This window comes from Maribacter sp. PR66 (assembly GCF_028464205.1).
In the GTDB taxonomy this organism is placed as follows: Bacteria; Bacteroidota; Bacteroidia; order Flavobacteriales; family Flavobacteriaceae; genus Maribacter; species Maribacter flavus.
Window position 1 is genome coordinate 17826 of record NZ_JAQPCH010000006.1, and the last position, 14630, is coordinate 32455.

9 protein-coding genes are annotated in these 14630 nt (G+C 43.7%); 1 reads left to right on the top strand and 8 read right to left on the bottom strand.

Annotated features, from left to right (window positions below; genetic code table 11):
* Positions 1–15 precede the first annotated feature (15 nt).
* The 4 genes from PP181_RS11560 to PP181_RS11575 form a co-directional block, all read right to left on the bottom strand.
* Positions 16–2217: a hypothetical protein gene (locus PP181_RS11560; RefSeq protein WP_272637231.1), complete on the bottom strand. Its 2202-nt coding sequence runs from the start codon at positions 2215–2217 to the stop codon at positions 16–18.
* A 187-nt stretch (positions 2218–2404) separates the two neighbouring features.
* On the bottom strand, positions 2405–3916 hold the full coding sequence (locus PP181_RS11565; protein WP_272637232.1) for a DEAD/DEAH box helicase: 1512 nt from the start codon (positions 3914–3916) through the stop codon (positions 2405–2407).
* Positions 3917–4041: 125 nt separating this feature from the next.
* Complete coding sequence (locus tag PP181_RS11570) at positions 4042–4971, bottom strand: 2-hydroxyacid dehydrogenase (RefSeq protein ID WP_272637233.1); 930 nt, start codon at positions 4969–4971, stop codon at positions 4042–4044.
* A gap of 11 nt (positions 4972–4982) precedes the next feature.
* Positions 4983–5492 (bottom strand): DUF6155 family protein, encoded by a 510-nt coding sequence (locus PP181_RS11575; protein ID WP_272637234.1) that lies wholly within the window; start codon positions 5490–5492, stop codon positions 4983–4985.
* A gap of 174 nt (positions 5493–5666) precedes the next feature.
* On the opposite strand from PP181_RS11575, the gene PP181_RS11580 reads away from it, so the two are divergent.
* Positions 5667–6530: a sigma-70 family RNA polymerase sigma factor gene (locus PP181_RS11580; protein WP_138258859.1), complete on the top strand. Its 864-nt coding sequence runs from the start codon at positions 5667–5669 to the stop codon at positions 6528–6530.
* Between the two features lie 524 nt (positions 6531–7054).
* On the opposite strand, the gene PP181_RS11585 is transcribed toward PP181_RS11580, so the two are convergent.
* From PP181_RS11585 to PP181_RS11600, 4 genes are read right to left on the bottom strand one after another with little or no spacing between them, the layout of a single operon-like run.
* Positions 7055–8272, bottom strand: coding sequence for a YaiO family outer membrane beta-barrel protein (locus tag PP181_RS11585; protein WP_272637235.1), 1218 nt, complete (start codon positions 8270–8272; stop codon positions 7055–7057).
* Positions 8269–10653 (bottom strand): sulfatase-like hydrolase/transferase, encoded by a 2385-nt coding sequence (locus PP181_RS11590; protein WP_272637236.1) that lies wholly within the window; start codon positions 10651–10653, stop codon positions 8269–8271. Before PP181_RS11590 ends, PP181_RS11585 begins: the two co-directional genes overlap by 4 nt.
* A gap of 2 nt (positions 10654–10655) precedes the next feature.
* Positions 10656–12086, bottom strand: coding sequence for a glycosyltransferase family 2 protein (locus tag PP181_RS11595; RefSeq protein ID WP_154919098.1), 1431 nt, complete (start codon positions 12084–12086; stop codon positions 10656–10658).
* Entirely contained in the window at positions 12079–14604 is a 2526-nt protein-coding gene (locus PP181_RS11600; protein WP_272637237.1) for a HEAT repeat domain-containing protein, read from the bottom strand. Before PP181_RS11600 ends, PP181_RS11595 begins: the two co-directional genes overlap by 8 nt.
* Positions 14605–14630: the final 26 nt, after the last annotated feature.

Consider the following 14630-nt stretch of genomic DNA (forward strand, 5'->3'; position numbering starts at 1 on the left):
ATATTCAGGAAATATTTATTTCAAAGGATTGTACCCAATATCGTCCACAACCACCACTCCTTTGGGACTTTGGTCAAAAACAAACCGAATGTGTTTTATAGCCTTGGGGTCGAAATCCGATGCATTTTTTTCAAACTTGGAAATCGGAATGTGGAAGGTCTGCAATTGCACTTCCCAAGCGTCCCCGATCATGTCCTTATCCAGAAACTCAAATTTGGTAAACTTTGTCTTGAGCGGTGGTATGATGTTTTTGATGTCGCTTATTTTTACGGTGTCCGATTGTCCCAAGGTATCTGTCAAGACAAGACTGAAATCATAGTCCATTTTCGGGTCCGCGTCCTTATCCCCTTCCACATCGGTTTCTTTGGAATCCAATTTCAACCATTTGGGGTCACCGCTGCCAATGGAAAGCTGGATACTATGTATGGAATCTTTCCAAAACGAGGTGTCCGATATTATTTCATAGATCGGTTTTGTATCGGTTGATGTACTGTCCGAAATATGCCACCCCAACACCACTGCATTGTTGTCCTGTCTGCCATTGTCGCGCGTCTTTAGGCCTTGCTCCTTCCAAAGATTCAGGTGATGTCCCCTTATCGAAATGCTGTCCGAGACGGTCGTGATATCGATGTCTTCCTCAAAATCCACGAGCTTCACAAAATCCGATGCTTCAAAATGGGTCATTAGAAATTCGTCCGGCAACCAATCCTTGGCGCACGCCACATTTTTAAAAATGGGGATATACGCATCGTTATTTTTTAGAACCGATTCCGCAAAAGCACTGATGAACACCTGGGCCACTTGCTGCTGTTCTTCAGCTGAAAGTAGCGGTTCTAGGTTCAATAGCCATTTCATGGGCGCTCCAAAATCCGATTTACCCCAGGTGGAATTGAACTGACCGTGATTGGCATGATGGACATAAACGCCCGCTTTATAACGGGGTATGGAATCTGTAAACTGCAACCTTCGGTACGGCCGCAAGCCCCAAAAGCTGACTTCATCCGAATCATAGGAACCTTGCAAACTCAGATAGTCCACGTCCTTCAGAGCGATTTTCCGATCATATCTGTAGTCCGTTGGGGCAATGGACACAATACCTTTGATGTTGAAATTGAAATCGAACGGTACTTGGGCATTATCGGGGAAAAAAGGAAGTCGGTTATAACCTCCGGCAATCGTTACGGCCTCCCCGCCCCTGGAATGGCCCATAAGCATGATATTTTCCATATCCACCTTACCTGAAAGTTCGTGCGCCGAATCGTTGTTCCACTGTTGCCATTGCTCCAAATGTTTCAGCAATAGCCAAGCCCTAACTGGCATTTCCTTACCCCTAAAATCTCCGGACCAATGTCCGTTGACAAAGTTCTCATCGACGGACACCGTTATGATGCCCCTACTCGCCAACAGGTTTCCCAAATAGCCATAGCCGTCATCTGAATAATCGATCATGCTATGATTGCCATGAACGATGAGCGCAAGCGGAAAAGGCCCTTCGCCCTGTGGCATGTAGACTCGCCCGTTCAACGGAAACTCGGTGACGCCAAAGCCCCAAAATTTTTCCCTCCATTTTTTCTTTTTCCCCTTCCATTCCGGCAAGAGCAACGATGCGTCTACGGTTGGTGTCTGAAACCGAACTTCTTGTGCATATTCGGTTCTTTTTTTGTCCGAACCACTGCCATAGGTAAAAGCATCGACCTCAAAACTGCCAAGGGTTGCCGGGTTTTCAACACCGATTTCCTCCAAGCTAGGCTCACCATCGCCCAAGCTAAATTTTGAAAAATCATTTTGATAGGGTTCCGATCCCTGATTCGCCAGTAAATAAATCCCATAACCCAAACCGATACAACCAAAGGACAGCATCAAAAACGAAAACAAGGATTTCGTCCGTAAAAACCACCAAAGGCAAACGATTATTAGTAATGCGGTACCTGCCAAGGCATAATATAGGGCATCCGGCCAACCAAAACCGAAGACTTTTAGGGCAACCAAGGTGGAAACTCCGCTCAATAGAGCCAAAATATAAATGGTATCAATGCCTTTGAAAACAAACTGGATCAATTTGAACAGTAAGTAAAAGAGTATCTGTACCAGGATTCCACTTAAAATAGCCAGAAGCATCATCAAAATTGGTGGAAGACCTGTTAAAAAATGGTAGCCATAAATCCCCGCGAGTATAATGGTGGGGATAAAAGTGAGCAGGAGCTGTCGGTTTTTCATGCGCTTGGGTTGGAGTTTGTTGATTGCCTTAAATTAACCAACTCCTTTTAAATATGAATCCTTTTGGATTATTTTTATGGATAGCCTAAATTTTAAGATTTTTGGAATCCAAGATGGTCGGTAGAAGACGAAAAAATTATTAGATTAGAATATCGTAGGATTTATTTGAACCCATTCGCTCGAGCCGCTACATCTTTGCGGCGAACTTTTGGGATATTTTCGACCGTAGTTTGCGTTCATAATCCTCCTCCAACCATTCCTTGTAATTTTTGGTATTGTTCATAATACAATAAGAATACTGCCGTACTCGATACTGGATTTCCTCCTTCAGTTTCTTGGCGAGGATACGCGCATCAAATACATCGTCGGCATTTTCCACGCATATCTGGGCATGTTGCTCAATGCTTTTTTCCAAAACCAATTTGGATTTTTCCCCATTGGCGAAACTCTTCTTGTATTCCTCCTTAATGTCAAATTCGATGTTTTCTGATTTTGAGAACTCATCCCTAAGTTCCTGCGGCATTTCATACACAAACTCCCGCTCGATTTCCTCATCGTTCTTGATATTCTCCAAAAAGAAATCCGGAAAATGGAAGATTTCCTGCCAATCCACCTTGGCATCCCACATGCCAAAACGGGCAATGTTATTCCCCATATCGATTACGTTGAACTGTTCCTTATGTGGCAGGTATCTTGAACCCCGTCCAATCATTTGAAAATAGAGGGTAAGCGAGCGGGTGGCCCTGTTCAGGATAATGGTCTCTACGGATGGCTCATCAAAACCCGTTGTAAGAATGCTCACGGATGTCAATATGGCATCGGGGGTTTCCTTGAACCATTTCAGGATTTCCCTTCGCTCCGAAGCAGTATTCTTATTGTCCAAATGCCGGATGTTGTATCCTGCCTTCCTAAATAGGTCGTACACATATCGGGAGGTATTGATACCGTTGTTGAAAATCAAGGTTTTGCTTCCCTTTGCAATCTCCTCGTAGGCGTTCATCAATTTGCCCAACATGCTGTGATTGCTGTAGAGCTCGTCCGAAGACTTTACGGTATAATCGCCATTGATGCCCAGCTTTAAGCTTTGGAGGCTTACATCGTAATTGAACATGTTGGCACGTGCCAAAAACTTCTTTTGGATTAAGGATTCTATGGACTCCCCAATAATCAACTTTTTGTAGTTGTCCTTCATGGGAAGTTTTATATTGGAACTCAAAGGGGTTGCGGTAACGCCCAGAATAACCGACTTGTCAAAGTATTTAAAGAGTTTCCTGAAGGAATTATAATGGGCCTCATCGATGATGACCAGGCCAATATTGTTGATTTCCACCTTGTCCTCCTGCAGACGGTTGTTCAAGGTCTCCACCATGGCTACAAAGCAATTGAAATCGTCCTGGTCCTTTAGTTCCTTAACATCGCTGTTGATTATTTTGTTGCGAACCCCAAAACCGGTCAGCATCTTGGAAGTTTGGAGACTAAGCTCAATACGATGCGTAAGCACTACGACCTTCTTTCCCTTTCTTTCAATGTACCTTCGTGCGATTTCGGAAAAAATAACGGTCTTCCCTCCACCTGTGGGCAGCTGGTACAAAAGGTTGGAATTATCAGGATTGTCCTCAAGATATTCAAAGATTCTTTTGAGGTCTTCCTCCTGATATCCGTATAAAGTCTTCTCCGTGGTGTCCTTTGTGGCTTTCAAAAAGGCAAGAAATTTTAGTTCGGTTAAAAATTACGAAACCTTAAAATTAGAGGATTTTTATCGGTAATTAAAATATAAATCCCGCTATGGCGCCTATTCTGTAGAGAATTTATGAACGATGATTGTTAATAGCCTTTCTTTCTGTTCACCGTATTTAGTAGTTCCTTGCCCATTCTGAGTCGATCATAATTTTCCAGTATCTGGGGCACGACGGAATCTGTATCGGAGACGCTGGCGTAATGCGGTGTCATGAAGATTTTTGGATGTTGCCAAAAAGGATGGTCCTTTGGCAATGGCTCCTGATGGTAGACATCCAAACAGGCACCGGACAGATGATCGGCATCCAAGGCTTCGAGCAGGTCCCTATCGACCAAATGGCCTCCCCGGGCCACATTGATGACATAGGCGCCCTTTGGTAATCTTTCAAAAAGTTCCTTGTTGAGAATCCCCTCCGTATCCGGCGTCAGGGGAAGAAGACAGACCAAAATTTCGGTCGCTTGTAGAAAAGCATCCAGTGTATCCGATCCTGCGAAGGTTTTTACATTTTTCAATTCTTTTTGGCTTCTGGACCACCCCTGAACGGTAAAACCGAATTTCACCAAATCGTTCGCCGTCAGGGCTCCCAATTCCCCTAACCCCATGATTCCGACGGTAACGTCCTTGATTCGTCTGTAAATTTTGGGTTTCCAATCACTAGCTACCTGTTGCAGTTTATAGCTATTGAAATTCTTCAATTCCGCAAGGATTACCGCCAGTACGTGTTCGGACATATCACTGGCCAAATAGGGATCTATGACCCTGGTAATGGGTATATCGGTGGGTGCCGATGCATCCTCGAAAATATAATCAACACCCGCCCCAGAAGAGGCGATACACTTTAAATTGGGATAAACCGATAGGCTTCCTTGGGGATGTTTCCATATCAGGGCCATGGTAATGTCCTGTTTTGGATGGTCTTCCAAATAACTATATATCGCTATGGAAGGGTTCCTTTCCTTCAAGGCTTTCTTCCAAGCCTCGATTTTTCCGTCCTGTCTGATGATAACTATCGCCATAATTTTCTGATTTATTCCAAAATGTCCAAGGCCTTGGAAAACCCCTCTTTATAAAGCCAATCCCCGGTCTGTGTATGATTGTAAATGCTTACGATTCGCCCTTTGAATTCCTCCAAAATCCCATGTTGGGAAATAAAGGTAGTCATCTCCGAAAAGGAATTGAGCATGCTCTTGAAAAATGCATCGGGTACATTGCGTTCCAAGGCAAATGTTTGGGCTATTTCAAGGTTGAAACACATGAGGTCCGCCACCAGGGCACTATCCACTCCCAGTTTGACAAAGTGTTTGATATACTTTTGGGCGACCGACCTTCTCGCCTTGGGCCGCTTTCTTTTTACAGGAAAGTATTCGTTGGTGATTTTGGTCTTGGCGTCCTGCAACAATTTGTCCTCCTTGGGATTAAAAGCAAAATCATAATAGGTCTTTACCACGGGAAACTTTTCATAAAGTTCCATGATCTGGGCTTCCAGCTCTTTTTTTCTTAATTCCGATAAATAGATTTTTAAGGCTCTTTTGCTCATAATAGGTCCGTTATGCCAAAAATACACTTTGTGGCAAGATCCACCTAAAACCTTGATAATTTATGGGATAGCTTATAAATTTTGGAAAACATTAAGGGTTTCCCTTTGGAAAAGAGCTAATAAAAATGTATAATGAGAACTTGGACATACACTAAATAATAAATACACACATACATGAGGCAACTAAAGATTATCAAGCAGGTAACCAATCGCGAATCGAAATCATTGGACAAATACTTGCAGGATATCAGTAAGATTGATTTAATAACAGCAAACGAAGAAGTAGAACTGGCCCAAAGGATACGCGAAGGTGACCAAGTGGCCTTGGAAAAATTGACCACCGCTAATCTCCGATTTGTGGTATCCGTAGCAAAACAATATCAGAATCAGGGTTTAAAACTACCCGATCTCATCAACGAAGGAAACTTAGGCCTGGTAAAAGCGGCCAAACGCTTTGATGAAACCCGAGGGTTCAAATTTATATCCTACGCCGTTTGGTGGATACGTCAATCGATTTTACAGGCCTTGGCAGAACAATCAAGGGTCGTTAGGCTTCCCTTAAATAAAATCGGTTCAATCAATAAAATTAAAAAGACCTTTTCCTATTTAGAGCAAACGCACGAGCGTCCACCATCCGCAGAGGAAATTGCCAAGGAATTGGAAATGACGGTAACGGAGGTCAAGCAATCTTTGAAGAATTCCGGTAGGCACGTTTCCATGGACGCACCGTTACGCGAAGGGGAGGATTCCAATCTATATGACGTTTTGAGATCCGGGGAGTCCCCAAAACCGGACAACCATTTATTGCAACAATCCCTGAATACGGAGATCAATAGGGCCTTGGAAACCCTATCTCCCCGTGAGGCCGATGTTGTAAAGCTTTATTACGGTATTGGCGACCAACAGGCCATGACCTTGGCAGAAATTGGCCATACGTTCGATTTGACAAGGGAACGTGTACGGCAAATTCGGGAAAAGGCGATCAGAAAACTACGTCACAATTCAAGAAGTAAACTTTTAAAGACATATCTAGGATAATAACCATATTAGCCTCAAATAAAAAAGCGCCTTTAAAAACTAAAGGCGCTTTTTTCGTAGTACACACTAGACACTAAGAATACGTTAGCTTGCTGATGTTTGAGTCCACAAGAATATTGTTCAAATTTTCAATAAAATTATGATAAGACGCGTTATCGTTCCCTTGATTTGCCATAATATTATATTATAAGGTTAAGAGCTATTCAATTACATGTAATCCAGCTCCGCTAATTCGTTAAGGCTTAGGATTTCGTTTAGTTCCTGAAGAAAAACCAAATATTCTTCACCGTAGGTATCGTAAAGCATGGTTAGGGGTTTTTTAGGTTTATAATTTCGATTTGGTTACTCAATTAGTACATGCTAAAAGTAGGTGCTACTTCCCTTTAGGACAATTAAATGTGGTAAACCCGTTCATTTATGTTGTAAAAAATACGGTTGCTATAGGTTTACTTTTGCAATTCCTCCACAACCCCCTAATTTACTTGGCTGCACAACTATTCAGTTCGTCGATAATTTAGATTCGTTCAACGGAATTTCACCTGATAGGCAATGCCCGCGGTAACGGACAAGAAAAAATTTCCCGAGCTAAACGCCAATTCCTGTCGGTTTACCCCCAGATTGGCCTTGTATTGATTGTTGCCCTTTTTGTTGGTAAACTGATATTCCAATCGGAGTCTTTGGGCTTCCAGGTACAATAGCGTTTCGGACAACAACTGTCCGTTGATAATGAATTGGTTCAGTTCCGTATCAAACCCGTAAACCAGGTTCATGCCCAAAAAATTGTTTCCGTCCTTGAAATACTTTCGGACCAGGAGATTTCCTGAAATACCCAGGCCCTTTTTTGCATCGGGCACGAAATAAGGTCTGAGCACCGCATAATAATTCCCTCTGTACAGCCCAAAAGTTCCCGTTAGTATGGTTGCCGCATCCTGCTCAAAAATCAGGTGCCTGAAACCTAAGGAAGCTTCCATGGCCTTGGGCAGCTCCTTTAACAGCTCCCCTCCCATCCGGTGCCTGGGAAAGATGACATCACCGGAATAGCCATAATTTACATAGCCACTCAGGGATTTGGAAAATCTGGGATAGGCATCCACCTCAGCCTGTATCCCGTTGATGTTAAACCTGCGGTTATAGTTGAGCCTGGGGATAAACACTCCCCATTTCGTCCTTTTTTGATATTCCAGGGCCCCGAAATACATGGGGTCCAAATCCCCATCGAACACCTCGGCCTCTGTGTATAAGGTCAGGGATTGATTGCGTTCCTCCGCAATCTTAGTAGTTTTTAACCGGTTCTGTAAAAGTTGTTGGTCTTCGATATGTTGGACGATTTCCTGTTTTAGACGCAGCAGTTCCTCGTCCTGTGGCAAATAGTTCAAGGCCTTATTGGCCAGTCCCAAAGCGATGTTGTAGTTTTTGGCGTACTGTTCGTTCTTGATTGCACCTACCCAAGCTTCGGAATTTTTTCGTTCGGTACTCGTAACCCGATTGAATTCCAATCTTGCGGCATCGTATTCTTGGTCCCAACTGTAGGTCTTTGCCAACAAACTTCGTACATCCACGTAATCTGGATACTTTGTTAGGATACTTATTAAGGTGTCCCTGGCCGATGCCCTGTGGCCCGCAAAGGCCAAATCCCTTGCAGCGAAAAAAGAAGTGTCCGGATCTCCGGTATAACCGGTTTCCTGTCCCAAGGCATTGAGGGATACTAGTATTACGAGTATCAAATAAATCCTTTGTCTCATTTTCTTTGTGACCCTATTTCAACCGTTTCTTGCTCTATGGCACTTTTTCCTTCCACTTCTTTCCCTTGGCGGATCAAAGCGAGGGACCTTTCGAATTTTTCGTTTAAGATTTTATCCAGAATCCCGTTCTTGCGGGCCAATCGTTGAATTTCATACATATTTTCATTCTTCCCGGACCAGAAATAGGCATCCATCAAGGCGCAATAGCCATCCTCGTACTTGGGGTATTTCCGAATTACGTTATTTAAAATTTGAATGGACCTTTCATAATCGCCCTGCCATGCCCGCACCCTACCCATGAGTATTTCCGTATCCGCATGCCTTGGAATTTCACTCAGGATATATTCGCTCAGCAATAAGGCCCTGCCATAATCCTTGTCAAAAGCCAATTGCTTGGCATGTCCGTAGGCGTTGTCAAAATCCTTTCCATTAAAGACACTCTCGATCCAGATCAATTCTTCCTTGGTAAATTTGGGTTTTCGGTCCTCAATCAAGGAAACCGATTTTGGTATGATCCTATTACTTTCCGTTACGTACCTATTTACAATCTTAAAGTTTTGGTAACGTTCTTCAAGTAAGGACACCCGGGTCTCTTCATCATCCTCCAATTCCCGTAGGTTCAAATCCTTTTCCAGTTTGTAAATCTCCCCATCGGAATAAAATAAATCGTCCAGTATATAATCCTGTAGTCTGTAGGCACTCCGCAATAGGGGAACCTCCTTAGAGTCTTTTGTACCGGATTCCCTGATCAGATCCCCTCCCAGAAAACCTACTTGGTCCGGGACCTTACTATTTTGTTTTTCCGAAAGCAACCCGAGAAGACTTGGCGCTATATCCGCATGGGAAGCAACGTTTGTTATCTCCGTGGCGGATTTCAATAATGGACTAAAGATCAACAAAGGAACCCGATACTTTGAAAGGGCGTTGTCCTGCGAAAGTTCGGAGAGCTGATGGCTTCCGGTTATCACATAGATCGTAGTTGAAAAATCAGGGGAAAGTTGCTCCCGGGTCATGAACTGGGCCAACGCTTCATCGGCATAGACAAAACTGGCGAAAAGTTCCTCGTTACTCCGCACAAATCGTTGTTCTGACGCTTTCATACCAGAAGTCTCCACGATGTTTGCCACTTTATGGGTATAGGTATCGATTTCTGGGATGTGATAGGGCACTTTAGTACTCAAGGTCAGGAACACATCCAGTTTTGGCCTTACGCTAGGCTTTGCATTCTTATGGAAATTGGAAAACAGGGCACCGTCCGGATAGCCAAGGGTAATTCCCGCAGCATCCTCCTCTTGCAGGCTAAATTCCCTTCCAAAGTTGTTTCGGTCAAAAATCTGGTCGACTTTCTCCTCCTCTAAAAATCGGTCTATATTGAACAGGGCGGTATTGCCCCCATGGTTGAAACTTGTTTTGTACCCGTTTTCCCGTAAAATACTATACAGGGTATTTCTATAGGTAAAATCAGATAGGGTCGTAAATCCTGATTCCCCAAAAGGCAAGGACCCAATAATCGTGGGAAAGGCGGCGTGACTTTCTCCCGTATTGCTCAGGAAGTTTTTCCAGCTCAGGGATTTTCGTTTCAATTCCTGCAAATTGGGCATAAAGTCCGTAAAACGTCCGTTAACGAACTCATTTCCAAGACCATCCATGATGATAATTTTGATATTCGGCAAGGTATCCATCGGTTTAAAATATCCGGACAAACCTGTTTCCTTTTGAAAAGGCCTGACGAGCGGGTATTCCTCGGCACCCTCATAACTATAGGATTGCAAGAGACGCTTCGTAACGTGATGCGCCAAATACTGGGTCTTGTTTTCGTTGATGGGTTTTTTATCCGAATACAGCGTAGCCAGAAAAATGCTGAAAAATACGATGGTCAGCGGGTACATGCGGCTTATCACGGTATAAAACGATGCGATGTATTTGTAACAGATAAAACAGACGGTCAAGGTAATAGAGGTTGCCACCGATGCCTGTAGCAAGGAGAACCGTATTTCCTTGTTCTTGAACAGTCCCAAAAAATCCGAACCCAAGGGCTCAAAATTCTGTACGTAGTAGGTAATCAATACCGCTTCCAAAAGCAACAGGATAATCAACATAATTTGAACGACCCGAAGCCCAAGCCCTGGTTTTTTATTTTCCAAAAGATTGAAAATAAAGGCCAAAAACAGGGAAATGACGGATGCATATCCCAAATGGTGCAATAGATTAAGTAAGAAGCTACTGTTGAAAACACTGTCCAGAACACCAATGGCGTACAACATGGCATTCTGATAGATGGACAGGACGACCAATCCCACAAAGAAGGTAATGACCACGGGGATAAAATCACGCAGTTTCCGCTCCTTGCTTTCGATATGTTCTTCCCTGTATTCCAGCATGTTTACGTAGCTTTTGCAAATCCTTTACGAACCTGGGAACCCCAACCCGACTTTATCTTGAACAGTTTTTTGTAATTGCCACGAACAGCGGACCATACCACCAAAGGATGGAACGTTAGTGGCTCAATGATGGCACAGAACATCAAAATCAAGATATCCTTTGTTTTCTTGTATTCGTTATAGGAATAGACATCCCAGAGAATGGCGTAAAAGGAGAACATGATGGAATAGATGTAAACGGCCGCCGTTATTGCCAAAAAGAACTCCCAATTCAAAATTCCCAACCAATAAAAAAGGATGATGGTAAAAAAGCCGAAAAACTCCAACAAGGGAGCTAACCATTCATAAAAGAACCAATAGGGATAACTGAGCATGCCCAACCTTCCAAACTTGGGGTTGAAGAACATGTCCTTATGCTTAAAAAGGGTCTCTAGGTTCCCCCTCGCCCATCGGTCCCTTTGGTTAACAAGGATCTTTGGGTCTTCGGGAACTTCTGTCCAGCATAGCGGATCCGGGATATATTCCACGGTATACGGCAATTTACGTTCGTGCATGTAACGACGCATCTTAAATACGATTTCCATATCCTCGCCCACCGTATTGGTATCATACCCCCCAACTTCCAAGGCTATTTGACGATCAAAAAAACCAAAGGCCCCGGAGATGATCAACAAACTATCGATACGGCCCCAAGCCATTCTTCCCAAAATAAAGGACCGGGTGTATTCCAACAATTGAAAACGGGCCAGCCAATTGGTAGGCAAGCGTATTTCTTCCAATTGTCCGCCCTGTATGATGCAGGAATTTGCCACGCGGATCACACCGCCCACCGCGATTACCTGCTTTTCGGAACGCTGGTAGAAGGACTTAACCACGTGCAAAAGTGCATCGGGCAATAGTAGGCAATCCACATCGATACAGCCCACATATTGATTGGTAGAAAGGGCCATGCCCGTGTTCAGGGCATCGGACTTACCACCGTTTTCCTTATCGATTACGGTTAATTTTGAAAAGGCCTTATGGGGCGATTTATAGATGCCCCGTATGGGTTTGTTCTTCCAATCCGGGTCTATTTCCTGCTCAATTTTATACAGATCGTAGGCGTCTATCATTTTCTGTAAGGTATCGTCCTTACTCCCATCGTTGACTACCATGACCTCGTAATTCACGTACCGCAAGGACATGAGCGAACGTATATTCTCCACAATGGTAAGCCCCTCGTTATATGCGGGCGCAATGATGGTAATGCTTGGGGCCAAGGGAGAGGCCATCAGCTTGGACATGTCCCCAAAACTATTTTTGTTCCTGTAGTGGATGGAATTTCTTGTGGACAAATAGCCCATTATGGTAAACATGGAAAAGAGCACTACCGTAAACACGAAAAAAACGATGTTTATATACTCCATCAATATGTCCAAAAACCCGCTAGCCATTCTTTTTGTTGTAAAATTTGGAGGACATATTGCACAGATGGTCAAAAAGGGTATTGCGGTCCCCTGTATTGAAGGATCTCGTATACTTCCTTTCGTTGGTACCCTTTGTTGTTCCGGCAAGTTCAAAGTTCAATTCGAAGAAATCTGAATTGTCCTGATTTAACAGTTGTTCAATGGACAGGGGCGTATCGTCCTCTAGAAGCCCAGGATCTAAAGTAGTCTCCTGGAGTCGATTCTGTAAACTATGCAGTACTTTTAAAGCAGTTTCCCGAATACCCTTATGCGCATCGGAAACCAAAGTGTGGAGCAAATGCAATTCCTTGGCATCGCCAACTTCTGCGATTTCGTTCAATAAAAAAAGTTTGGTCTCCAAATCGCCTTTGGAAATCAATTCCTCAAAAACACTATATTCCTTTAGGGCCTCCATGTTCTCGGCAACTGTCTGTTTGGTGTACGTGGCAATAAAGTGGTCCAAAATAGTACCGACCCGTTCCAAAACAGCGGGGGAAGTCTCGCTCTCCAATAGGGATTTTAAAAACGGGATTTCCCGTTCATCCCCCAGTTCCTCAATATTTTCCAAAAGGGCCATGGTTTCCATGTCATCGTAGAATTTTGGTTTGGGGATAAGGTCCTCAAGGGAGAAAACCGTTTCCGAGGTATTTTCTTCAAGTATTATTTCAGCATCTTGCGACTCGTTTTCTTGGGATTCCCATTCAAAATCCAAGGGCCATTCCATAGAATTTTCCTCGGAATCGGGGAACGCAATGGAGTTTTTATCTACCGTATCTTCTGCCGAATTCATATCCGAAAAATCCAGTAAATCCAGTTGTAGTTCGTCGATGTGAGCATCTGCTTGTGGAGCACGTATCTCCTCATAGGCGACATCCATGGATTCCGGACGGACAGGTTCCGTTTTAGGTTTTACCAAAACCTCTTCATAGTCCACGTTAAGGGATGAAACGCTAACAGGTTCCGATTTTTGGACGCCCAGGACTTCTTCAAAATCGACCCGTATTTGTAAGGGATTCTTAAATGCCTGTTCCCGGCGTTCTACCACCAGAGGCAAAAAGCTGCAATCAAATGCTATGGGCCTTGCTTTGGTTTTCAATTCCTCAAAAACCACGGGAAGGTCATTAAGGGAAATTTCCTTTTCTTCGGATACATTGGCAATCCCTTCCCTATCCGAATCGATAACCAAGGGCAAAAATGCTATTTCTTCCTCGGTCAATTCCAGGGCATCCTCTAAATCCAAGGTTTGCATCTCCTCCTCTTCAATTTCTTCGATGCTGGGCTCCCAGGTTTGCGTGTCCAAGAATAATTCATCGGCATCCAAGATTTCCTCATCCATGAATTTTGGCTGGGACGTAGGAAGCTCCAGATTTTGGGCTTTGTATGTTATTGTTTCTGACTGAAACTCGTGCTCCGTTTCATCTGCTTCCATCTGATCAACCTCATTTTCGGGCACCTTAGGCTCGGTAACTTTTTCTATATCCTTTGTTGGCAGAATAGCTTCGGGCTTGATTGTGTTGATGGCCCTTACCGCCTTGTTCTTTACCATAAAACTATAGTTCTGGCCCTCAATATTTTCCAAAAACGGAAGGTCCGCCTCACTGCCAATTTCTGCTACGGTATCCAATATGTGCATGCGGATATCGGTACTGTTCCTATCAAAAACCGACTTCAGCACTGGCAGTGCTTCGGTGATATTGAATTCCTTGATACAGTGAATGGTCTCCCGCTTAATATGGTCACTTTTATGGTGCACCAAGGTAATCAAGGAGGTACGGGCGTCATTCTGGTTGTAATGTTTTATGAGCCTTAGGGCAAAAAGCACCACGAAGTTGTTCTTGGAGGTCAACCATAGCCTGAATGGGGGCGCGAGATAGTCCTCCTTGTTCCGTACCACATCCAAAAGTTTCAATTGCTGCCATTCCGATATCTTATACTTCGTATGGTCCAAAAAGAAAGTGATTCCTTCCCGCTTAAGGGTCACCACGGCAATTTCAGCCTGTTTTCTCACTGTAGGCCGCCTATCGTTTATAAATCGGGTGATTGGCATGTAAGCTTCCTCCATATGCATTTGAGTAAGTTCGAATATGCCCTTGGCAATGTCCTCCCAACGCCAGCTTTTCAACTTCTTATAGGCATCTTCATGCAGTCCCAGGTCCTGATAAATATGGAACAGCTCCGCCCTGGTCGATCCGGAAACATCCTTGCGAAGGTCCATGAGGATTTCCGTAAGCACTTTACGGTCGAACGGATTCTTAATCAATTCCCTTACCTCTATTTTGAGCCCTATATAGTTAATTTTTTCAATCTTGTCCCCGTTTTCGTCATAGAACAAAAACTCGCTCACAATAGGTGAAAGCTCCTTTTTCTTTTCCCTTATTTTTTGGGCTTCCTTCGTAATCCTGTTTCTGAAGTAGAAGACGGAAATTAGGTACACCACGGCCAGCCCTATAAAAAAAGAGGATAAACCCCATAGCAAATCCGTCGGGATTTTGGGGCTTGTGATCAAGGTCGTTATTTTATAGGTCTGGGGGA